This window comes from Spirillospora sp. NPDC048911, assembly GCF_043198015.1.
Classification (GTDB): Bacteria; Actinomycetota; Actinomycetes; order Streptosporangiales; family Streptosporangiaceae; genus Spirillospora.
In genome coordinates, this window is the sequence record NZ_JBICUD010000006.1 from 600,280 (window position 1) to 622,234 (window position 21,955).

Below are 21,955 nucleotides of genomic sequence, written 5' to 3' on the forward strand. Positions count from 1 at the left end.
TAGCGCAGCAGCAAGGCCCGGGGCCTCCGCATTGATCCTCCGGCAGCGCACGGCGCTCGTTCGTGACCGTGCACAAGATCACGCGGACCGGGCGGGGACTGATCACAAAGACGCACGTCATCGCGGGCGGAAGGGAGGGCGCATTGTCAGATTCGTGAGCCGATATGAGGCGAATCGCTCGTAGACTCGCCGGTAATAACCGCCTGGCGACAATGCCCCGTGCGCGAGGAGTGCCATGCTCAATCTCTCCGTTCTGCTGGAAGACGCGGCCAGGGAGACGCCCGATCGCGAAGCCCTGGTCTTCGGAGATCTGCGGCTCTCCTACTCGTTCGTGGACCAGGTCGCCAACCAGGTCGCCAACCTCCTCGTCTCGCGGGGCGTCAAGCCGGGCGACAAGGTCGCGCTCTCGAGCCCGAACCTGCCCTACTTCCCGATGATCTACTTCGGGGCGCTCAAGGCCGGCGCGGTCGTCGTCCCGCTGAACGTGCTGCTCAAGCCGCGCGAGATCGCCTACCACCTCGGCGACTCGGACGCCAAGGCGTTCTTCTGCTTCGAGGGCACGCCGGAGCTGCCGCTGGGCGAGGCCGGGCACGCCGGCTTCGAGCGGGCCGACGAGTGCGAGCACTTCTTCCTGCTGCCCGCCAGCCTGGCCACCACCGAGTCGCCGATCGAGGGCGCCGAGCTGTTCTGGGCCGCGCTGAACGGCCAGCCGTCGACGTTCGAGTCGGTGCAGACCGCCCCGACCGACACCGCCGTGATCATCTACACCAGCGGGACGACGGGCCAGCCGAAGGGCGCCGAGCTGTCGCACAGCAACCTGCTGACCAACGCGATGATCGACGACACGCTGTTCAAGAAGTCGCTGCACGACACGTCGCTGGTGACGCTGCCGCTGTTCCACATCTTCGGCCAGACCTGCGTGATGAACGTGGGCATGTACCGGCGGGCCACCCAGGTCCTCCTCCCTCGCTTCGACGCCAAGCAGGCGATCGAGCTGATGGTCAAGGAGAAGGTCAACATCTTCGCGGGCGTGCCGACCATGTACTGGGGGCTCCTCACCGACGACACCTCGGCTGACGACATCGCGGTCATCCGCGACAACCTGCGCGTGGCCGTCTCCGGCGGCGCCGCGCTGCCGCTCGAGGTGCTCAAGGGCATCAAGGAGAAGTTCGGAGCGGACATCCTGGAGGGCTACGGCCTGTCCGAGACGTCCCCGGTCGCCTCGTTCAACCGGCCCGACCGGCCCACCAAGCCCGGCTCGGTCGGCCTTCCCATCTGGGGCGTCGAGATGAAGCTCATCGACGACGACTGGAAGGAGATCGAGGGCGAGGGCCCCGGCGAGATCGCCGTCCGCGGCCACAACATCATGAAGGGCTACTACAAGCGGCCCGAGGCGACCGCGGAGGCCGTCCACGACGGCTGGTTCCGCACGGGTGACGTGGCCCGGCGGGACGAGGACGGCTACTACTTCATCATCGACCGCTCCAAGGACATGATCATCCGGGGTGGTTTCAACGTCTACCCGCGGGAGCTCGAAGAGGTCCTGATGACCCACCCGGAGGTCTCCCTCGCCGCCGTCGTCGGCATCCCGCACGAGTCGCACGGCGAAGAGGTCAAGGCGTACATCATTCGCACGCCGGGCGCCACGGTCACCGAGGACGAGCTGATCGCCTGGGGCAAGGAGAACTTCGCCAACTACAAGTACCCGCGCATCGTCGAGTTCCGCGACGAGCTCCCGATGACCGCGACCGGCAAGATCCTCAAGCGCGAGCTCCGCTAGGGCTCACCCGGAAGCCGCGGCGGCGCCACCCGGCCCGCCGCGGCTTCCAGTATGGTGAGCGGATTCCCGCGTGGTGAGCCGCTTCCCGCGAGCTGAGGCGGCAGGTCAGGGCGTTGACAGGGACTGGACGCCCACGACGCGCAGCAGCTTGAGCGCCTCGTACGAGGCGGTGCCGGGAGCGGCGGTGTAGAACACCACCTTCTGGTCCTTCTCCGGGACGAGCAGCACGTCGCAGTGCAGGTCCACCGGACCGACGACCGGGTGGACGATCCGCTTGGTGGTGCTCCGCCGCACCTCCACCCGGCGCTCCTCCCACAGCCTCCGGAAGAGCCCGCTCCTGGCGCTCAGCTCGGCGACCAGTTCCTTGATCCCCGGGTCTTCCGGATACCGGCCCGCCGCGGCCCGCAGATCGGCGACGCTGTCACGGGCGAACCCGAGATACTCCTCGTCCCGTTCCAGGATCTCGTCGGTGTCGGGATTGAAGAACCACCGGATCATGTTGCGTTCCCTGGGCTCCATCGCCGAGAAGTCGGCGATCAGCGCCGCGGCCATCGCGTTCCAGGCGAGGATCTCGTACTCGGCGCTCAGCACGAACGCCGGAGTGTCGTCCAGCCGGTCCAGCAGATGCAGGATGCCCGCGGGCACCTCGTGCGGCGGGCCGGCCGGCGGCCCCATCGGCTCGCCGGCGACGTTGTAGAGGTAGGCGCGCTCGTCATCGGTCAGCCGGAGCGCCCGTGCCAGAGCCGCGAGGATCTGCCGGGACGGCCGCGGCCCCCGGCCCTGTTCCAGCCGGATGTAGTAGTCGACCGACATCCCCGCCAGCCGAGCGACCTCCTCGCGCCGCAGCCCCGGCGTCCGGCGCCGCGTCCCGGCCTCCAGCCCCACGTCCCGCGGCTGGATCCCGTTGCGCCTCGACCGCAGGAACTCGGCCAGCTCGTTCCTGTCCACGTTCACCAGCATCCCCCATCAGGGCGTATGCCGACCACGCGCAGGGTGGTACCGCCGATCCCAGCCTCGGGCGGTCTCTCCTCCCGCGCCGCCCGCCGTCCCAGCCTGGACGGCATGACGAACTCCATCGCCCTCATCACCGGCGCCAACAAGGGCATCGGCTTCGAGACCGCCCGCGCCCTGGGCGCCGCCGGGATCACCGTCCTCCTTGGTTCCCGTTCCCCCGAACGAGGCGAGAAGGCCGCGGCCGAGCTCGCCGCCGACGGCGGCATCGACGCCCGCTTCGTCCACTTGGACGTGACCGACGATGCCTCCGTCCAGGACGCGGCGTCCCAGCTGGACCGGCTCGACATCCTCATCAACAACGCCGGAATCGCACCTGCCGAAGCCTCCGTCCTCCCTAGCGCGACCCCCGTTTCGGCCCTCCGCAACACCTACGAGACCAACGTCTTCGGCGTGGTGGCGGTGACCAACGCGATGCTGCCGCTCCTCCGCCGTTCACCCGCGGGCCGCATCGTCAACGTCTCCAGCGAACTCGGCTCCATGACGCTTCTCACCGACCCAGAGAGCCCGTTCTTCCCGTTCAATCTGCTGGCCTACAACTCGTCGAAGACCGCGCTCAACGCCGTCACCATCGCCTACGCCAAGGAGCTGGCCGACACCCCGATCAAGGTGAACGCGGCGAATCCCGGCTACTGCGCCACCGACCTCAACGCCCACACGGGCCCCCGTTCCGCCGCCCAGGGAGCCGCCGAGATCGTCCGCCTCGCCACCCTCGCGCCGGACGGCCCGACCGGTACCTTCACCGGCGACGCGGACGGCCGGTCAGGCGCGCCGCTCCCCTGGTGAGACCCGGCCAGGCGGCCCGCTCCTCTGCCGCGGCTCAGTCCTCGGGCTGCCGGCCTGCCTCGCTGAGCAGCCGGTCGCCGAGTTCGGTCCGCGAATAGAGCACCTGCCGTCCCGCCCGGCGCGAGGTGAGGAGCCCGGCCGCGCGCAGGGCCTGGAGGTGCACGCTGAGCGTCGGTGCGGAGAACGCCATCTGGGTGGCGGCCTGGCTGGTCGACATCGGCAGGTCGAGCTGGGCGAGGAGGGCAGCCCGGGTGGGCCCGAGGACTCCGGCGAGCGCGGCGCCGGGCTGCCTGGGCTGCTCTTCCCAGAGCCGGCCGAGACCGCGAGGGGAGTAGGAGACGCTGGGCGACTCCGGTTGCGCGGTGCGCACGATGACGTCCGGCCAGGCGAAGGCGCACGGCACGAGGAGCAGGCCGCGCCCGCCGCAGTCGGCGTGCCCTTCGTAGTACTTGACGATCTTCAGCGTCTGGTCGGCGAAGGTGACCGACGGGTGCAGGTTGTTCATCATCCGGTCGACGCCGCCGTCGGCGAGGGCGTCGAGCCGGTAGGCGATGTCGTCGTTGAGCAACGCGTCGATGCGCGGCCAGTCCGGGGCGATCGTGACGCCGTGGTACGCCTCGAGTGCCTCGACGATGGGGTCGATTCCCGCGTCGGGCCGGTCTACCAGCGCTTGGAGCAGAGCCAGCCGGCCTTCGCGTCCAGGCACGGCGGCTACCGGACTGGGCCGCCTACTTCCAGCACGAGCTGACCGAACGCCCGTGGCAGGAAGTCCTCACCGAATGGTGGCCGCGCCTCCTGCCTGGGATCGTGGGCGGCTCGACCCACGGCGTGATCCGGGTCGGCCACGCGGTGCGAACCCTGCGCGGCACCCCGTCACGCCAGGCCCTCGACGAGCTGGCCCACGGGCTGGCGTTCTGGGCGGCGCGCTACCGCGAGCTCGCCGGGGCGACCGCCCCGGCGGGCTCCCTCTCACCCCACCAAGCCCTACCAGCCGTGACCCGGCTCAAAGAGCAGAGCGGCTTCATCGCCCACCGGCTCGACAGGCTCGAACGCAGCCCCGACTGGCCCGCGAGCCTCCACGCACTGCAATCCCCCGCATCTACCGAGGAGATCCCGGCCCAACTGGAGTCGCTCATCAACAGCGCCGCCAAGGCGTACCTAGGGCTCGGCCACGGCTCACCAGTCCTTCTAGTCCACACGGCCACCGCACCCAACGCCGTGCGCCATGTGCTTCCAGTCCTGCCACCCGAACAATGGTGGCCAAGTTTCACAGCGGCCTGGGCAGCGGTAGCAGCGATCATCGCGACGTACGCCCCGGCCCGCCCGGCCCCCCGCACCGAGATCGTCCAGCGCCACCCCACCCTCACCCGCGACGACGCCCTCCAACGCGCAGCCGAGCACGGCGACGAACACGTCCTGAAATTCACCGACACCGCCGTCGAGTCCTACGACAGAACCGGCGACCCCGACCTCCTCACCGCAACCCTCCACACCGCATCCCTAATACCCCGCCCCTAACCCCAAAGGGGCACCAAAGCAGCCTCGGCCTACTCCGTCATTTCGGCGCAGCCAGGGAGGGCTGTTTTGGGGGTTAGGAGAGCCAGGTTAGGATTTGGCGGTTTACTTCTTTGGGGTTTTCTAGTTGGAGGAAGTGGCCTGCGTTGGGGATTAGGTCGGCGCGGGAATTTGGGGGGAGATGGGTCAGGACGGTGTTCGGGTCGGCCATTTCGGGGCTCAGGCAGCCGTCTTGGACGCCGTGCAGGTAGAGGGTCGGGCGTTCGCCAGTTTTGACGGCGGATTCCTGTTCGGCGGCGTACTTCTCAAGGAGGCGGGACGGGTCGAGCATCGCTCTGTAGTAGCCGATGGCGGCGGCTATGTTGGCGGGGGTGGAGAGGCATTCCATGACGTTGTCTACGTCGGCGGTCGGGTGGTAGCCGGGTGACCAGTCTCGCCAGAGGGCCTCGACGAATGCGCGGTCGAGGGCCATTTCCGCCAAGGGGGTTTGGAAGAGGAATATGTAGAAGGAGCGCTTCAGCTGGTCGTAGCTGAAGAATCCGCTCATCATCGCGTTCATCGGCGGGACCGAGAGGGTGACCGCTTTGCGCCAGCGGTCGGGGGCGTGGGCGGTGGCGCCGTAGGTGGCGAACGCGCCCCAGTCGTGGCCGATGATCACGGCGTCGGAGTCGCCGCCGAGGGCCTCGTGGAGGGCGTTGGCGTCGGCGGCCAGGGCGCCGCTCTGGTAGGCGCCGTCGGGCGGGACGGTGGTGGGGGCGTAGCCGCGCATGAACGGGGCGACGGCTCGATAGCCTGCGGCGGCCAGTTCGGGCATGAGGTGCCGCCAGGTGTGCGCGGAGTCGGGGAAGCCGTGCAGGCACAGGGCCAGCGGGCCGTCCCCGGTCGACAGGTAGCCGAACTCCAGCCCGTTCGCCTTGATCGTTTCCACTGCCGGATCCTCCTCGTGTGGCCGCTCGGCGTGACGTTACCCCGGGCGACGGACGGGGTGATGTGGAGTTTCGGACTTTCCGCTTCGGATCTCGGTGGTTGTGCACGTGTTTACAGCTGATTCCGTAGTCATCTAGCATCAGGACAACTGGATCGCTCGTGACAGGGAAGTGTGCAATGACGACGCAGGAGCCCCTACAGAGAGCAGCCCGCGACCACCTCTGGATGCACTTCGCCCGCCACTCGTCCTACGAGGGCGGCGAGATTCCCATGATCGTCCGCGGCGACGGCGCGTACATCTACGACACGCAGGGCCGCCGCTACCTCGACGGGCTCGCCGGCCTCTTCGTGGTCCAGGCCGGGCACGGCCGTGAGGAGCTCGCGCAGGCCGCCGCCAAGCAGGCCGCCGAGCTGGCGTTCTTCCCGCTCTGGTCGTACGCCCACCCCAAGGCCGCCGAGCTCGCCGAACGGCTGGCGGGCCTGGCTCCCGGCGACCTCAACCGCGTGTTCTTCACCACGGGCGGCGGCGAGGCGGTCGAGAGCGCCTGGAAGCTCGCCAAGCACTTCTTCAAGCTCACCGGCAAGCCCACCAAGCACAAGGTGCTCAGCCGGTCGGTGGCCTACCACGGCACGCCGCACGGAGCGCTGTCGCTGACGGGCCTGCCGGGCATCAAGGCTCCCTACGAGCCGCTGGTGCCCAGCGCGTTCCGTGTGCCCAACACGAACATCTACCGCGCAAACGAGCATCGCGACGATCCCGAAGCGTTCGGACGGTGGGCCGCCGACCGGGTCGAGGAGGCCATTCTCTTCGAGGGGCCTGAAACGGTCGCCGCGGTCTTCCTGGAGCCGGTGCAGAATTCGGGAGGCTGTTTCCCGCCGCCGCCCGGCTATTTCCAGCGGGTGCGCGAGATCTGCGACCGGCACGACGTGCTGCTGGTCTCCGATGAGGTGATCTGCGCGTACGGGCGGCTCGGGGCGATGTTCGGCTCGGAGAAGTTCGGCTACCAGCCCGACATCATCACCTTCGCCAAGGGGGTGACCTCGGGCTACTCGCCGCTGGGCGGGATGCTCGTGAGCGACCGGCTGTTCGAGCCGTTCAAGCGCGACAAGGCGATGTTCGCGCACGGCTACACGTTCGGCGGACATCCCGTCTCGGCGGCCGTCGCGCTCGCCAATCTGGATTTGTTCGAACGCGAGGACCTGCTCGGGCACGTGCGGCGGAACGAGGGAGCCTTCCGGGCGACCCTGGAGAAGCTGCATGATCTGCCGATCGTCGGCGACGTGCGCGGCGACGGGTTCTTCTACGGGATCGAGATGGTCAAGGACAAGGCGACGCGGGAGACGTTCGACGACGACGAGAGCGAGCGCCTGCTGCGCGGGTTCCTCGACAAGGCGCTGTACGAGGCGGGGCTCTACTGCCGCGCCGACGACCGCGGCGACCCCGTCGTCCAGCTCGCGCCGCCGCTGATCTGCGACCAGTCGCACTTCGACGAGATCGAGCAGATCCTGCGGTCGGTCCTGAGCGAGGCCTGGTCCCGCATCTGACCCTTGCCTCGCGGGTTCGGGTCAGCGGGCGTGCGCGCAGGCCCCCAACGCCGCGCACGCGCAACTCGGCGTCGACCACGGCCTCGTCGTCGGTGCCCATCCGGCACGTGCCGGCCGGATGGTAGAGCGTCTCAAAGGTGGCGCGGATGTGACGGGCCAGGGCCTCGTCGTCGTCCGCGCCGCCCCGGTACGGCGCCATCGGCTCGCCCGCGTACGCCGTCAGCGGCTCGGTGGCCAGCAGCCGCTCGGCGAGGCGGATGCCGTGGATCATCACCCGCAGATCGCCTTCCCCGGTGAGGTAGCCGGGGTCGATGGCCGGCTCGGCGAGGGGGTCGGCCGCCGCCGGCGTGATCCGGCCCGCCCGCCTCCAGCAGCGCCACCCGGACCGAGGTGTCCTCAGAGAGCCTGGCGGCGAGGGCGCATCCGGTCGACCCGGCCCCGACGACGTGGTCGAATTCCATGCCGGGCTCCTGGAGGGAGGCGTCCCGCCGGTTCGTTCCCAGCTTCGGCATACCATCGCAACTCGCGCGCGTAAACGGTGTACATAGGTAGTCGTCAGGCCGGGTGAGGGGGTGGAGGGAGCCGTGTACCTGTCGACGGCGCGCGCTGCGGACGCCGCCGAGGGGGTCGAGCGCGATCGGGTGCGGGACTCGGCGGCCGTGCGGGCCGTTCCGGCGAACGTCCTCGCGCTCGGCGCGGTCAGCCTGCTCACCGACGTGTCGGCGGAGATGGTCACCGCCGTCCTGCCGCTCTACGTGGTCGTCCAGCTCGGGCTGAGCCCGCTCGCGTTCGGCCTGCTGGACGGGGTGTACGGCGGTGTCACGGCACTGGTGCGGCTCGTCGGCGGGCACGCGGCCGACCGGGGGCGCCGCCACAAGCTCGTCGCGGGCCTCGGGTACGGGCTGTCGGCCGCCGCCAAGCCGGTGCTGCTGCTGGCGTCGACCGTTCCGGCGATCGCGGCCGTGCTCGCGGTGGACCGTGCGGGCAAGGGCCTGCGGACCGCGCCCCGGGACGCGCTGATCTCCCTGTCCACCAGCCCCGGCGATCAGGGCCGCGCGTTCGGGGTCCACCGCGCCATGGACACCGCCGGGGCGCTCCTAGGGCCCCTGGTCGCGTTCGGGCTGCTCTGGGCGACCGTGGACGCGTACGACGCGGTGTTCGTGGTCAGCGGCTGTATAGCCGTGGCGGGCGTGCTCGTGCTGCTCCTCTTCGTCCAGCGCCCCCCGGACGGCGGGACGGCGTCGCACGCGCGGCCGGACGGCGGGGCGGCGGCGCAGGCGTGGGCGGACGGTGGGGCGGCGGCGCGCGTGCGGCCGTCGGTGCGGGGGGCGCTCGGGCTCCTTCGGATCGGCGCCATGCGGCGGATCTGCGGGTGTGCCGCGCTGCTCGGGCTCGTGACGATCAGCGACGCGTTCATCTTCCTGCTCATCCAGAAGAAGCTCGACCTGGCGCCGCAGTGGTTCCCGCTGCTGCCGCTCGGCACGGCGGCGGGCTTCCTCGCGCTCGCCATGCCGCTCGGCCTCCTCGCGGACCGGATCGGGCGGTGGCCGGTGTTCGTGGGCGGGCACGCCGCGCTGCTCGGCGCCTACGTACTGCTGCTCGTCCCGTCCGGGGGGACGGCGATGATCGTCGGCGTGCTGGCCCTGCACGGGATCTTCTACGCGGCGACCGACGGGGTGCTGATGGCGGCTGCCGGGCCGCACCTGCCCGCCGGCCTGCGGGCCAGCGGTCTCGCGCTCGTCCAGACCGGGCAGGCCGTGACCCGCTTCGTCGCGTCGCTGGCGTTCGGGGCCGCCTGGACGATGTGGGGCGTGCCTCCGGCGATCATGGTGGCGTCCGTCGCGCTGGCCCTCTCCGCCACCGTCGCCCTCGTCCTGCGCCCCGGATCCGTTCTCGCCGAGGAGCCGTCCGCTTGAGCGCCGCCGCCCGCCTGCGCGTCCTGGTCGCCGCGTGCGCCGCCCTCGCCGCCGTCGCGGTCACCTACACGCTGTACGCGGCGGGCCGTACGGACGCGCGTGACAAGGTCCGTCCCGGCGGACCGGCCGTGGTGAAGGGCACGTTCGACCTGACCGGGCACCAGCGGATCCTCTTCCGCAACATGGCCTGGGGGCCGCAGCGCGACCATCTCTCCTCCGTGCCGCTGAACGGCACCGGCGGCACGCGCACGGCCGCACCGCTCACCTGCGTCAAGTTCCACGCCGCGGGCGGCACGGGCGTCTGCGTGCAGGCCAAGCGCGGGCCGGTGACCACGTTCTCCGTGCTGATCCTCGACTCCCGCCTGCGCGAGCTTCGCCGGTACGCGGCGGGCGGCGGGCCGAGCCGGACGCGGGTCTCGCCCAGCGGCCGCATGGTGGCGTGGACGGTGTTCGTGAGCGGCGACTCGTACGCCGGGGTGAACTTCTCCACGCGGACGGCGATCGTGGACACCCGTACGTGGACGCTGCACCCCAACATGGAGAAGTTCACGGTCATTAAGGACGGCAGGCCCTACCGGTCCGTGGACGTCAATTTCTGGGGGGTCACCTTCGCGAGCGACGATCTCTTTTACGCGACGATGGCCACGAAGGGGAAGACGTATCTCGTCCGCGGAAACGTTTCCACCCGCACCGTGCGGACGCTCAAGGAGAACGCCGAATGCCCCTCGGTGTCCCCCGACGGCACGCGTGTCGCGTTCAAGCACCGCGTCAAAGGCGATATGTCGTCCCTCCCCTGGCGGCTGCACGTCCTGGACCTGCGCACGATGAAGGAGACCGCGACCGCCGAGAAGCGGCCGCTGGACGACCAGGTCGGCTGGCTGGACGACAAGACGCTCCTGTACGCGATCCCGGCCGAGTACGAGTCGGACCAGTACCGCGTGCCCGCCGACGGGACGGGAGCACCGGCCCTCGTCATGAAGGCCGCCCAGGTTCCCGCCGTTCTGCCCTAAGTTGTGCTCTATCGGCGGAGGAGGCCACATGACCAGCGGGCAGGACCCGAAGATCGACACCACCCGACCGCACTCGGCGCGGATGTGGAACTACTGGGTCGGCGGCAAGGACAACTATCCGATCGACCGCGAGGTCGGCGACAAGGTGATGGAGATCTTCCCCAACATCATCGAGGTCGCCCGGCACTCCCGGGCCTTCCTCGGCCGCGCCACGCGGTACCTCACGCAGGAGGCGGGGATCCGCCAGTTCCTCGACATCGGGACGGGCCTCCCCACGCACGACAACACCCACGAGGTGGCGCAGCGGGTCGCGCCCGAGAGCCGCATCGTGTACGTCGACAACGATCCGCTGGTGCTCGTCCACGCCCGCGCGTTGCTGACCAGCACCCCGGGCGGCGCGACCGACTACATCGACGCCGACGTGAACGATCCGCAGAAGATCCTCGACGGCGCGGCGCGGATCCTGGACTTCGACCGCCCGATCGCGCTGATGATGCTGGGGATCATGGGCAACGTGATCGACGACGACGAGGCGTACGCGATCGTCCGGCACTTCCTCGACGCCCTGCCCCCGGGCAGCTACATGGCGCTCAACGACGGCACGAGCGTGGTGCACGGCTCGCAGCGCGACGAGGCGATCAAGGCCGCCAAGGAGCGCGGCATGCCCCCGTACGTCTCGCGCACCCCCGAGCAGATCGGCCGCTTCTTCGACGGGCTGGAGATGGTGGAGCCCGGCGTGGTGACGGTGTCGCGGTGGCGGCCCGAGGCGACCCCGTTCGGGGAACCGCCCGAGGTCGACGCGTTCTGCGGCCTCGGGCGGAAACCCTGAGTCTGCGGGAACCTTGAGTCTCGGACCCGTCAGGGCTCGATGAACTGCATGTCGAGGGAGATCTTGACGACCTCGCCGAGCAGGCCGGGCGCGAACGTCAGGCCGAACTCGCTCCGGCGGATCTCGCCGGTGGCCTCGAACCCGGCGTGCCGGCGGCCGTCCACGACGTTGTCCACGACGCCGCCGAACTCGACCGCGAGCGTCACGGGCCGGGTGACGTCGCCGATGGTCAGGTCGCCGGTCATCGTCCAGTCGTCGCCCTGACCGCCGATCTCGGTCGACCGGAACGCCATCGTCGGCCGGTTCTCGACGTCGAGCATGTCCGGGGAGCTGACGTGCGCGTCCCGGTCGGCGTTGCCGGTGTCGATCGAGGCGAGCGAGATCGTGGCGGTGACGGCGCACTCCGCCACGGTCTCGCCGACGACGAGCCCGGCCTCGAACTCGGTGAAGGCCCCGCGCACCTTGGAGATCCCGAGGTGCCGGATCGAGAACCCGACCGCCGAGTGGAACGGGTCCAGCGGCCACTCCCCGGCCACAAGGGGAAGTTCGGTCGTCGTCGTGTTGGTCATGTTGGAAGTCATGTCTCCAACCTGCCGAGGTCGGCGAGATCTAGGGAGACCGTGTCGAGACTGGCCCCGGCAGGGCCACGCTGAGCCCAGGCCCCGGGTCTGCGCCGGGGCCTGGCTTTTGGGTCAGCCGGTCTGCCCGCTACGGCCTCGGGACGCTGTCGGTGAAGGCCGACTTGTTGATCACCGTGTACTCCATCACCGTGCCCTGCTTCGCCTTCAGGTGGGGCTCGGCGGACGCCGGTCCGCGCGGCTTGCCGCCGGGCGGGTCGAACGACTGGTCATGGTCGACGCTCCAGCGCTCTCCGATCAGCTGGTAGGTCGTGGGCTCGAAGACGAGTTCGTACCTGATCCCGCGCCAGCTCTGCCCGATCGCGATTCCCTTGCGCGCTCCAAGGGTGACCTGGCCGCGGGTAAGGGTCACGCCTGGCAGAGTCTTCGTGGCCTGGAAAATGGCGGCCATGGCCGCCGGAGAGGCCCGATGGTGGCCGAGGGTCTCTCCGACCGTGTGGAAGACCTGCACGTCGGGCGGGTTACCGCCCTGGCTGTGCTGGTAGAGCCAGGCACGCATCGCCTTGGCGTCGGTCGGGAGATCCTTGCGGAACGCGGGATCGTTGCGGCAGTCGCCCGGCACCTTGTCCGGGTCGACCTCGAAGAGCTTCTTGGGCTCCTTGGTCACCTTCGGCATCGCGGCTTCGCAGATCCAACGAGTCACCTTGTCGTCGCCCGAGGCGATGAAGAGCCCGGGCCTCTTGCCGCTGACCGACTGCCAGGACCTCGTGTGGAAGGTGAACTCCACCCGCACCGGACCGCTGCCGTTCGCGGGAAGCCGGTGCCGCCGCTGGGTGGCGTCGGTGTAGACGTACTGGTCGGGACGGGGGCCCGCACCTGGCTTGGCAGCCGCACCCGCCGCGCGATCGAGAATCTCTGCCGCGCTGGCAGGCGCCACCGGCGGATTGCCCCCGATCTCGGCGGTCGGGGTGAGGATGAGCGCGGCGGCCAGGCCGCCGGACAGACCGGCGGTGACGAGACCGCCGACCGCCCAGCGGAGGACGGGCCGGTGGCGGCGGGTGGCGGCCAGTTCGGACATGAGGTGGACGCGCCGGGCGGCCTGGTGGCCGGCGGGCAGGTCCTGCCGGTCCGGCGGCATCGGGGGTCGCTGGTCGATCATGAGGTTTCCTCCGTGAAGAGCGCGGTGTGCCGATCGCCCCTTGTATGTCCGTCCGCCCGATGAGGTTCCGTGGTCCGCCGGAGTCGCTTACGCGCCCTGGCCAGGCGCGATCGCACGGTCCCGACCGGGACGCCCAGCGCGGCGGCGGCCTCGGCGTACCCGAGCCCCTCCCAGACGCAGAGCGCGAGGATCTCCTGGTCGCCCCGGGACAGCTTCTTGATCGAGTCGAGGACCGCGCGCATCTCGCTCTCGGCCTCCAGCCGCGCGGCGGCCGCCGCCGCGTCGTTGGGGGCGGCGGGGAAGGCGCGGACGCGGTCCAGCGCGGCGCGGTGGCGGCGCAGGCTGCGGCGATGGTTGTGCAGGACGTTGGTGGCGACGCCGTACAGCCAGGGCAGGAGGGAGTCGGAGCTCAGCCGTACCTGGCCGCGCCGCCGCCACGTCTCCAGGAAGACGACGGAGGTGAGGTCCTCGGCCGTCGACCAGTCCGCCGTTCGCCGGAAGCAGTAGTTGTAGACGGTGCGCGAATGCCGGTCGAAGAGCTCGCCGAAGGCCTGCTCGTCGCCGTCCCGCGCACGCTCCCACAACTCCGCGTCCGTTGGGGGTTCGAGGGTCATGGCCTGCTTGTGTCCGTTCCAGCCGATCGGTTCCCTGGTTCATCCGATCATTTCCGGCGCCGATTTGTGGGCGCCGGGGAGGGCCGACACACTGGTCAGCCTGTGTGTGCGCGGAAGGGCTGGGTGTGGGCGCGAATCATTCGCACGACGGGACGGTGCCGGAGTCGCCGCGATCGGTACGGATCGCGGTGCTGGCCGTCATCGTGCCGGTGGCGGTCGCGACGCTGGCCGCGGTGCTGTTCCTGTGGCCGGACCAGCCGGAGATCGCGGGTTCCGAGGCGCCGAAGGAGATCGCCGGGACGGTCGCCGCGGTCGAGCTCAAGCCGTGCCCGCAGCCCGAGCCCGGGACGTACGGCACCGGGACGGACGGGCGGCGCGCGGCGGCGCCCGACCCGCGGCGCTGCGGCGACGCCAAGGTGAAGCTGACCGCCGGCGACAAGGCGGGCCAGGTCGTCGTCGCGCCGCTGCCCAGCGACCCGGGCTCGCAGCGCTACTCGGCCGGTGACGACGTCCAGGTGGTGCACATGGCCGACGCTCCCGACGGCATCGCCTACCAGCTGTCCGACCACCAGCGGGCGGGTCCGCTGTGGCTGATCGGGGCGGCGTTCGCGCTGGCGGTCATCGCGTTCGGCCGGTGGCGCGGGCTGACCGCCCTCGCCGGGCTGGCGATCACGTTCGTGCTGCTGCTCCAGTTCCTGATTCCGGCGATCCTGGAGGGGCGGCCGCCGCTGCTGGCCGCCATCGTCTGCGCGGCCGCGATCATGCTGGCGGTGCTGTACCTGACGCACGGCTTCTCGATGCCCACCTCGATCGCGGTGATCGGGACCATCGCCAGCCTCAGCCTGACCGGGCTGCTCGCCACCGTCGCGATCAACCTGACGCATCTGGGCGGCCTCACCGACGAGGACGCCCTCAACCTCGACATGGCGTACCAGATCAACGGCCAGGGCCTGCTGCTCGCCAGCATCATCATCGGCTCGCTCGGCGTGCTGGACGACGTCACCGTCACCCAGGCCGTCACCGTGAACGAGCTCGCCCACGCCAACCCCGCCTACCGGTTCGGCCAGCTCTACCGCGCCGCCGCCCGGATCGGCAGGGCCCACATCGCCTCAGTGATCAACACCATCATCCTGGCGTACGCGGGCGCCTCCCTGCCCCTGCTCATCCTGCTCAGCGTCGCCCAGCAGCCCCTCGGCGACACCCTCACCGCGCCCGCCGTCGCCCAGGAGATCGTCCGCAGCGTCGCGGGCACGCTCGGCCTGATCGCGGCGGTTCCGATCACGACCGCCCTGGCCGCCCTGGCCCGCACCCGCGCCCATGCGGACGCCGACAAATCCGCCCCCGCCGACACCGACGCCCACACGCACGCGGACGAGCACGGCCATGGCCACGCCGACGAGCCTGGTCCTGCGGGCAAGCCTGACCATACGCGCAAGCTCGACCACACGGGCGAGCCAGGCCAGGCGGACGAGCCTGGCCACGGCGACGTCCCTGCCACTGACGCGGACCCGGACGCCGTCAGCGCGGACGCGCGCTAGTCGCAGCCCTCGAACTGCGGGACCGCGATGATCGGCGGGTTGAGGCCCGTCCCGCCGAACCACTTGCCCACCAGTTGCGCCGCGGTGCCGTCCTGGTACATCTCGGTGATGGCCTTGTTCACGGCCTCGCAGCCGTCCGGGTCGCCCTTGCGCAGCCCGATGCCGGTGCGCTGCTCGGCGTACCGGGCGCTGACGAGCCGCACGCCCTTGCCCTCCCGCTTGACCAGGCCGGCGAGGATCACGTCGTTGGTGGTGAGGGCGTCGACCGCGCGGTCGCGGAGCAGGGCCATGCAGCGGTCGTAGTCGGTGGCGGAGGTGATCTGGACGGAGACGCCGCGCATCGCGGCCACCTTCTGGGCGGCGTCGGTGCCGCTCACCGCACAGATCTTCCGGCCGTTGAGATCGCGCACGTCCTTGATCGCGGTGTCGTCCGAGCGCACGAGGATGTCCTGGTACGAGACGTAGTACGGCCCGGCGAACGCCACGTCGTTCTTGCGGTCCGGGGTGACGGAGAACGCGGCCACCATCAGGTCGACCTCCCCCGAGACCAGCTTGGGGATGCGGTCGGCCGCCAGGGCCTGGACGAACGTGACGTTTCTCCCCAGCTTCCCGCCGATGTACCGTGCCACGTCCACGTCGAAGCCCTCGAACGTGCCGTCGGGCCGCTTCAGGCCCAGGCCCGGCAGGTCCGGCCGGACGCCCACCGCCCACGTCCGCTTGCCGAGGATCGACTCGTCCTCAGCCGAACCGCAGCCTCCCGCGATCAGCCCGCCCAGCAAGATGGCAACCGCCAGCAGCCGCATGTCACCCCCAGCTCCCCGGACACGATCACCCTGATCATCCGGTTTCCCCGGCGGGAGTCAATCATTTCATGGTCGGCCTTACCGCGTCTTCTGCCGCATCAGGCTCTGCGCCCGACCTCGAACTCGATCCGGAACGGGCCGAGCGTGCGCGGCAACGGACGGTCCGGCGACAGGCGGCGTCCGGCGGTCTGCCGGTAAGTGTGCCCGGCCAGCAGGTGGGCGAGGAACTGGGACGTGGTCAGCAGGACGAGGTCGCGGCCCGGGCACTCCCCCGGACCGCCGCTGAACGGGATCGCCGCCCAGTTCCGCCCCGCGGTGCCGTCGAGCCAGACGTCGGGGGCGAACGTGTCCGCGTACGGCAGCGTCTCCTCGTCGCGCTGGACGAAGGCGGTCGGGATCAGGAGCGCCGTGCCTTCGGGCAGCGTCCCGCCGTCCCAGCCGGTCTCGGTCGTGGTGTCGCGGAGGATCGCGAGCGTCGTCGGCCAGAGCCGCACGGACTCCTGGACGCAGGCGCGCAGGAACGGCAGGTCCTGAGGCTTGGACAGATCCCGGCCCTCGATCTCCTCGTACGCCCGCCGGGCCTGCTCGGGGTGGGCCGCAAGGAGTGCCAGGGCGCGGTAGGCGGCCATGCCCGCCGGTTCGAAGGCGAACAACCACTGCGGCATCTGGTCCTGCGGCTTGGTGCGTTCAGTGGCGGGCGTCGTGGCGACGAGTTCGGCGAGGCTGCCGGGCTCCGCGGCGCGGACGTACTCGTCGAGGCACCGCCGGAACTCGCGGTAGATCTGCGGGCGGCGCGGCACGAAGGCCCAGTTGGCCTCCATGCGCAGCCTGGTCAGCAGGTCGCTGACGCGGTCGTCGTCGCGCGCGGCGTCGCCGAGCACCACTCTGCGGATCACCCGCCACCATGCGACGCGGAAGTCGTCCCAGGTCAGCGTGCCGGTTCCGGCCATCAGCCCGGTCGCCTCGTCCGCCACCTTGCTCGCGATGAGGTCTCCGTGCCGGTGGACGGGCCTGGCGGTGTCCAGCACGGCCTCGTTGAACCGCCGCCGGTCGGCGCGTTCGGCGCCCCTCGCCGTCAGCAGGCCGTGCGGCTGGAAGTGCCAGAGCGCCGCCCGCTTCTCCCGGCTGGCCACGGCGAAGGGTTCCGGTGCCCCCTCCAGGACGCGTCGTACGTCCTCCTCGGACCAGATCAGCGCGATCGACCGCAACGGCGACCACAGGCGGAGCGGGCCGGGCCCGTACTTGGCCCGCAGACGGCGCAGCAGCCGTCCCGCTCTCCGGTCGGCGTCGATCTTCTCGGCGGCGGCCGCGACCCTGGGCCGCCTGGCGAGAATGCCTCTCGCGAGGGTGGGCGCCAGCACCTCCAACGCGATACGGAGGCTGTCCCCTGCCGAAGCCCGCGACACGTCGTGCCTGGCCTTTCTGCTGGCCTGCCGCGTATGTTCCGCCGTCTCCGTCATCACGTCCCCCTTGGATTCCTTCATCCCCGGAGGGCTTTCCCGGCCCTCGACCCCCAAACGTGGCCGTGGACACGGACGAGGCCGCCTCCCTCGCGGGGAGACGGCCTCGTCACGGTTCGGCGTCGGCGCGGGTGCGCTGTCGGCGCGCCAGCCGCCGGCCGGGCGGTGTTCGTCAGACGCCCCAGTCCGGCCGCAGCGGCATGTGCGCGTTGTTGCTCGCGTCCAGCTTCACGCCCAGGGTCTGGTGGAGCTGGATCCAGTTCTGCTCGAAACCGACGATGCAACCGGCCATGTAGACCTTCCACACGCGGGCGGTGCCCTCGCCGACCTCGGCGACGGCCTCGTCCCAGTGGTCGTCGAGGTTGTCGCACCAGCCCTTGAGCGTGCGGGCGTAGTGCTCGCGCAGGTTCTCCTGGTGCCGGATCTCGAAGCCCGCGTCGTTCATCTGCATCTGGATGTAGCCGGGGCCCTCCAGTTCGCCGTCGGGGAACACATAGCGGTTGATGAACCCGGCCTGCTTCATCGCGGGCGCGAGGTTGTCGGGCCTGGTGATGGTGTGGTTGAGCAGCCGGCCGCCCGGCTTGAGCTTGCCGTAGAGGAACGCGAAGTAGGCGGGCAGGTTGGCCTTGCCGATGTGCTCGGTCAGCCCGATCGAGCTCACCGCGTCGAAGTCGGTCTCGGCGACGTCGCGGTAGTCCATGTGCCGGACCTCGGCGAGGTCGGACAGGCCCCGGTCGGCGATGGCCTTCTGCGCCCACTCGGCCTGCTGCTTGGAGAGGGTGACGCCCAGCGCCTTCACCCCGTACTCCTTGGCGGCGTGCATGACCATGCCGCCCCAGCCGCAGCCCACGTCCAGCAGCCGCATGCCCGGCCTGAGGCCGATCTTCTTGGCCACCAGGTCGTGCTTGTGGAACTGCGCCTCCTCGAGGGTGGAGTGCTCCTCGGGGTAACAGGCGCAGGTGTAGGCCATCGACGGGCCGAGCACCCACTCGTAGAAGGTGTTGGAGACGTCGTAGTGGTGGGAGATCGCCTTGGCGTCGCGCTTCTTGGAGTGCCGGAGCCAGTCGGGTACCCGGCTGAACGGCGCCTCCTGCGGCGGCGGGTCGAGCCGCCGGCTGACGGCGGCGCGCAGCAGCGGGTCCCGCGCGACGGCGGCAACAATCTTGACCTTGTCGCGCGGCGTGATGTCGCCGAGCACCTGCTGCATCGTGGACAGCGCCGTGTACATGTCGCCGTCGACGTCGATCATTCCGGTGACGTACGCGCGGGCGAGCCCCAGCGCGCCCGGCGAGTGCACCAGGTAGGACACCGCGTGCGGGGAACGGACGTCGAACCGGATGGCGGCACCGGGAACCCCCGCCCGCGACCCGTCGTACGCGGTGAACTCCACTGGCGCCTGAGCCCCGACGAGCCGCTCGAAGACCTTGGCCAGCGTCATCTTTGTCCCTCCCTTTCTCTTCGCCCCGGCAAGGGCGATGGGGTCACCATCAGGCCCGCCGGGACCGTCCTCGGCCCCGTTCCGGGGCCTTTCCCCCGATGCGGCGGACGCCCGTCAGCGCCCGCCCACGCACTTGTCATAGAGGTCCAGCAACCGCTTGGCGGGGTCGTACGACTCTTTGAGCCGCCGGTAGGTCTCCCCGTCGTAGTGGCGCCAGAACTCTTCCCGGCTGTAAAAAGCAGTCGAATAGAGGGACTTGTGCCCGTCAAGGGCAGCGACCTTACGTTCGATCAAACGGTTGTGGTATTCGGGGATCTGCCCCGGTGGGAGCCTGACCGTGCCCCAGAATCCGACGTTGACGTAGGGCCTGCCCGGCTCCAGCGGATAGAGCGGCCAGCGTTCCGTGGCCGAAAGCGGGCACAGCCAGATGGGGCTCATCCCCACCTTGTCGTGGAAGAACTCCAGGAATTCCGGCAGCCGTTCGACCGGCACCTCGATGTCCTGGATGACGTCCTCGCGCGGCCGCAGCCCGCGCCAGCGCTCGACCCGCGCGACGACCTGGAAGCGCCGGTCGTACGCGACGAGCTTGCGGTAGACGTCCGACCTCTTGGCCTTGTCCGGCCAGATCCGGCGGATGGCCGGATTCTGGACGCCGAACGCGCCGGAACACCAGAACCAGTCGGTGTCCCAGCGCCAGATGTAGTCGCGCACGGTGAGGAAGTCGACCGACCGCTCCCGGATCGAGCGGTAGTAGATCCCCTGGCCGGTGTAGTCGGAGGTGTAGGGCGCCTCGTCGGTGAAGACTCCCAGGGTGATGTACTGCTCGCGGGCGCTGAAGACGGTGCCGTCCATGAAGTCGACCGGCTCGCCCTCGTAGGACTTCGACTCGGTGATCTCACCGAGCACCCGCGCGCACTCGGCCGCGTCCTCGAACCGCAGGTGCCGGACGCGCACATACGGCTTGACCGGAATGAGCTGGATCTTCAGTCGCAGCGAGTAACCGAGCGTGCCGTAGGAGTTGGGAAAGCCGTAGAAGAGATCTCGGTGCTCGTTGTCGCGGGTCGCGGTGACGATCTGGCCGTTACCGGTCAGTACGTCCATCTCCAGGACCGCCTCGTGCGGCAGCCCGAGGCGGAACGAGGTGGACTCGATGCCGAGCCCGGTGACCGCGCCGCCCAGCGTGATCGTCTTGAGCTGCGGCACGACCGTCGGCATCAGGCCGTGCGGCAGGGTCGCGTCGACGAGGTCCTCGTAGGTGGTCATGCCCTGGACCTCGGCGGTCCTCGACTCGGGGTCGACGATCAGGACCTGGTCGAACCCGGACACGTCCAGGCCGGGAGCCTCGGACGGGTCACGCCACCGGAACAGGTTCGAGGTCTTCTTCGCCAGCCGCACGGACGTGCCGGCCGGGATCGCCTCGTACGACCTGCGCAGTGCCTCGACCGCCCGCTGGTGATCGTCCTTGATCAAGAGCTCCGTCATGTACCCCTCCCGCACTCAGTAAACCGATCATCCCATGTATGGTCCACATAAGCGGGACGAGAGCGTCGTCACAGGTCGGGAAGGGAATAAGCGCGCCGTCGAAAGCCCATTCCCGGACATCGGGCCAGATGTCACTTCACCAGGCGCAGGATCCAGGGGTAGCGGAACGACTGGCCGGTCAGCGCGATCACGGCGGCGATCCCGGCCACGATCCAGGTGAGCGCGTACAGCATCCCGCCGATCCCGAACGTGACGATCGTGATCAGCAGCACGGTGAGCTGGAAGTTGAGCGCCTCCACCGCGTGCCGGCGGACGTAGGCCGACCGCTTGCCGCTCAGCAGCATCATGATCAGCGGCCCGACGAACAGGGTCGGGTAGCCGATCGCGTGCGCGACCGCCGCGAGCATCCGGTCCTCGCCGGTGGGCGGCGGGCCGTCCCAGGGGCTGTCCCCCGGCCGGGCCGGTCTGGTGAAGCGGGGCGGCACGGGCGCCGGCGCGAGGTCATAGAGCACCCCGGCCAGCTCGCCCCTCGTCTTGGCCGTCATGGCGAGGTGCATGCGCATGTCGAACTCGGCGTGTTCGAGCCTGCCCTCGGCGTAGGCCTCCTGGAGCCGTTCGATGACGGGCTCGCGTTCGGTGTCCGAGACCCGCAGGTCCGTGGCGTGACTACTGTCCATGACCTCATCCTCGGTCGCCGGACCGCCGCCTTCCATCGGGGAAGTCCCTGAGACGCCCCTGACTTCCCCTCGTCCCTGCGGACGTCAGCGCTTGGAGTACTTCTTGCCCGGGGTGAGCGGCTTGCCGAAGAGCTCGGAGACCGTCACGAACACGTACCCCTTGGCCGCCAGCCGCTTGATGATGTTGGGGACGGCCGCGACGGTGGTCGGGTGGATGTCGTGCATGAGCACGATGTAGCCCGGCCGGGTGGCCGACACGACCCTGCGCTCGACCGTCTTGCTGTTGCGGTCGCGCCAGTCGTTCGGGTCGACGGCCCAGATGATCTGCGCGAGCTTCATCTTCCGGGTGACCGAGGCGACCGTCGAGTCCGTGGCCCCGTACGGCGGGCGCATCAGCTTGGGCGTGACCCCGGTGGCCTTCTTGATCGCCGACTGGGTCTTGCTGAGCTCGGACTTCACCCTGCTCGCCGACGCGCGGCTCAGATCGGTGTGGGTGTAGCTGTGGTTGCCGAGCTCATGCCCGCCCGCCAGCTCCGCCCGCGCGATCTGCGGCTTCTTCTTCACGTTCTGGCCGATGAGGAAGAACGTCGCGCGCACCTTCTTCTGCGCGAGGGTCTTGAGCAGCTTGGTCGTGCTGGGCATCGGCCCGTCGTCGAAGGTCAGCGCGACGCACTTGCGCTTCCGGCAGTCGATCTTCCGCGGCGGCGCGGGGACGGGCGCCACCGGCCGGGCGGCGGCCGGCACGGCTCTCAGCTCGGACCGCGCGGGGGCGGCGGCGACCGGCATGATCCCCGGATCGAGCGCGCTCAGCGCCCCCGACATCGCCAGGGCGGCCGCGACTCCGGCCCATCGTCTGGTCATCGCCGTCACGCGCATGCAGGTCCCTT

General features: G+C 70.1%; 20 protein-coding genes and 1 pseudogene. 8 read left to right on the top strand and 13 right to left on the bottom strand.

What is annotated here, in order from left to right; genetic code table 11:
• Positions 1–235 precede the first annotated feature (235 nt).
• A complete protein-coding gene (locus ACGFNU_RS29220; protein ID WP_392598658.1) occupies positions 236–1,780 on the top strand; it encodes a long-chain fatty acid--CoA ligase in 1,545 nt (514 codons plus the stop codon).
• A 105-nt stretch (positions 1,781–1,885) separates the two neighbouring features.
• Here the strand turns inward: ACGFNU_RS29220 and ACGFNU_RS29225 are convergent, their stop codons facing one another.
• On the bottom strand, positions 1,886–2,728 hold the full coding sequence (locus ACGFNU_RS29225) for a helix-turn-helix transcriptional regulator (RefSeq protein WP_392598660.1): 843 nt from the start codon (positions 2,726–2,728) through the stop codon (positions 1,886–1,888).
• Positions 2,729–2,842: 114 nt separating this feature from the next.
• On the opposite strand from ACGFNU_RS29225, the gene ACGFNU_RS29230 reads away from it, so the two are divergent.
• Positions 2,843–3,577, top strand: coding sequence for an SDR family oxidoreductase (locus ACGFNU_RS29230; RefSeq protein WP_392598662.1), 735 nt, complete (start codon positions 2,843–2,845; stop codon positions 3,575–3,577).
• A 34-nt stretch (positions 3,578–3,611) separates the two neighbouring features.
• Here the strand turns inward: ACGFNU_RS29230 and ACGFNU_RS29235 are convergent, their stop codons facing one another.
• Positions 3,612–4,283, bottom strand: coding sequence for a DUF5937 family protein (locus ACGFNU_RS29235; RefSeq protein WP_392598664.1), 672 nt, complete (start codon positions 4,281–4,283; stop codon positions 3,612–3,614).
• Here ACGFNU_RS29235 and ACGFNU_RS29240 point away from each other — a divergent pair.
• Positions 4,199–5,095, top strand: a complete 897-nt coding sequence (locus ACGFNU_RS29240) for a questin oxidase family protein (RefSeq protein ID WP_392598666.1) — start codon at positions 4,199–4,201, stop codon at positions 5,093–5,095. The two genes, ACGFNU_RS29235 and ACGFNU_RS29240, sit on opposite strands and share 85 nt — an antisense overlap.
• Before the next feature lie 73 nt (positions 5,096–5,168).
• Here the strand turns inward: ACGFNU_RS29240 and ACGFNU_RS29245 are convergent, their stop codons facing one another.
• Positions 5,169–6,020 (bottom strand): alpha/beta fold hydrolase, encoded by an 852-nt coding sequence (locus tag ACGFNU_RS29245; protein WP_392598668.1) that lies wholly within the window; start codon positions 6,018–6,020, stop codon positions 5,169–5,171.
• Positions 6,021–6,196: 176 nt separating this feature from the next.
• Here ACGFNU_RS29245 and ACGFNU_RS29250 point away from each other — a divergent pair, with 176 nt between their 5' ends.
• The gene (locus ACGFNU_RS29250; protein WP_392598670.1) at positions 6,197–7,564 is read left to right on the top strand and encodes an aspartate aminotransferase family protein; all 1,368 of its coding nucleotides are present in this window, start codon (positions 6,197–6,199) and stop codon (positions 7,562–7,564) included.
• A 94-nt stretch (positions 7,565–7,658) separates the two neighbouring features.
• Here the strand turns inward: ACGFNU_RS29250 and ACGFNU_RS29255 are convergent.
• Positions 7,659–8,081: pseudogene (locus ACGFNU_RS29255) on the bottom strand (GMC oxidoreductase); the annotation flags it as partial.
• Between the two features lie 55 nt (positions 8,082–8,136).
• On the opposite strand from ACGFNU_RS29255, the gene ACGFNU_RS29260 reads away from it, so the two are divergent.
• The 3 genes from ACGFNU_RS29260 to ACGFNU_RS29270 are packed head-to-tail and all read left to right on the top strand — an operon-like array spanning position 8,137 to position 11,319.
• Positions 8,137–9,480 (top strand): MFS transporter, encoded by a 1,344-nt coding sequence (locus ACGFNU_RS29260; RefSeq protein ID WP_392598672.1) that lies wholly within the window; start codon positions 8,137–8,139, stop codon positions 9,478–9,480.
• Positions 9,477–10,490, top strand: coding sequence for a hypothetical protein (locus ACGFNU_RS29265; protein WP_392598674.1), 1,014 nt, complete (start codon positions 9,477–9,479; stop codon positions 10,488–10,490). The genes ACGFNU_RS29260 and ACGFNU_RS29265 overlap by 4 nt, the downstream gene beginning before the upstream one ends.
• 28 nt (positions 10,491–10,518) lie before the next feature.
• Positions 10,519–11,319, top strand: a complete 801-nt coding sequence (locus ACGFNU_RS29270; protein ID WP_392598676.1) for an SAM-dependent methyltransferase — start codon at positions 10,519–10,521, stop codon at positions 11,317–11,319.
• Positions 11,320–11,348: 29 nt separating this feature from the next.
• On the opposite strand, the gene ACGFNU_RS29275 is transcribed toward ACGFNU_RS29270, so the two are convergent.
• The 3 genes from ACGFNU_RS29275 to ACGFNU_RS29285 all read right to left on the bottom strand — a co-directional run bounded on the left by ACGFNU_RS29275 (position 11,349) and on the right by ACGFNU_RS29285 (position 13,670).
• Positions 11,349–11,900, bottom strand: a complete 552-nt coding sequence (locus ACGFNU_RS29275) for a YceI family protein (protein WP_392598678.1) — start codon at positions 11,898–11,900, stop codon at positions 11,349–11,351.
• A 127-nt stretch (positions 11,901–12,027) separates the two neighbouring features.
• Positions 12,028–13,056, bottom strand: coding sequence for a CU044_5270 family protein (locus ACGFNU_RS29280; protein ID WP_392598680.1), 1,029 nt, complete (start codon positions 13,054–13,056; stop codon positions 12,028–12,030).
• Positions 13,053–13,670 carry an RNA polymerase sigma factor gene (locus ACGFNU_RS29285; protein ID WP_392598682.1) on the bottom strand — a complete coding sequence of 206 codons (618 nt, stop codon included), beginning with the start codon at positions 13,668–13,670 and terminating at the stop codon, positions 13,053–13,055. Before ACGFNU_RS29285 ends, ACGFNU_RS29280 begins: the two co-directional genes overlap by 4 nt.
• A gap of 125 nt (positions 13,671–13,795) precedes the next feature.
• Between ACGFNU_RS29285 and ACGFNU_RS29290 the strand changes: the two genes are divergently transcribed.
• Complete coding sequence (locus ACGFNU_RS29290) at positions 13,796–15,208, top strand: YibE/F family protein (RefSeq protein WP_392598684.1); 1,413 nt, start codon at positions 13,796–13,798, stop codon at positions 15,206–15,208.
• Here ACGFNU_RS29290 and ACGFNU_RS29295 read toward each other — a convergent pair.
• From ACGFNU_RS29295 to ACGFNU_RS29320, 6 genes are all read right to left on the bottom strand, one after another.
• Positions 15,205–16,011 (bottom strand): transporter substrate-binding domain-containing protein, encoded by an 807-nt coding sequence (locus ACGFNU_RS29295; RefSeq protein WP_392598686.1) that lies wholly within the window; start codon positions 16,009–16,011, stop codon positions 15,205–15,207. The genes ACGFNU_RS29290 and ACGFNU_RS29295 overlap by 4 nt on opposite strands.
• 98 nt (positions 16,012–16,109) lie before the next feature.
• Positions 16,110–17,471, bottom strand: coding sequence for a cytochrome P450 (locus ACGFNU_RS29300; protein ID WP_392598688.1), 1,362 nt, complete (start codon positions 17,469–17,471; stop codon positions 16,110–16,112).
• Positions 17,472–17,643: 172 nt separating this feature from the next.
• Positions 17,644–18,909, bottom strand: coding sequence for a class I SAM-dependent methyltransferase (locus ACGFNU_RS29305; RefSeq protein WP_392598690.1), 1,266 nt, complete (start codon positions 18,907–18,909; stop codon positions 17,644–17,646).
• 114 nt (positions 18,910–19,023) lie between these two features.
• Positions 19,024–20,391 (bottom strand): FAD-binding oxidoreductase, encoded by a 1,368-nt coding sequence (locus ACGFNU_RS29310; protein ID WP_392598692.1) that lies wholly within the window; start codon positions 20,389–20,391, stop codon positions 19,024–19,026.
• Between the two features lie 131 nt (positions 20,392–20,522).
• A complete protein-coding gene (locus tag ACGFNU_RS29315) occupies positions 20,523–21,068 on the bottom strand; it encodes a DUF1707 and DUF4870 domain-containing protein (protein WP_392598694.1) in 546 nt (181 codons plus the stop codon).
• Positions 21,069–21,152: 84 nt separating this feature from the next.
• A complete protein-coding gene (locus ACGFNU_RS29320; protein ID WP_392598696.1) occupies positions 21,153–21,929 on the bottom strand; it encodes a polysaccharide deacetylase family protein in 777 nt (258 codons plus the stop codon).
• Positions 21,930–21,955: the final 26 nt, after the last annotated feature.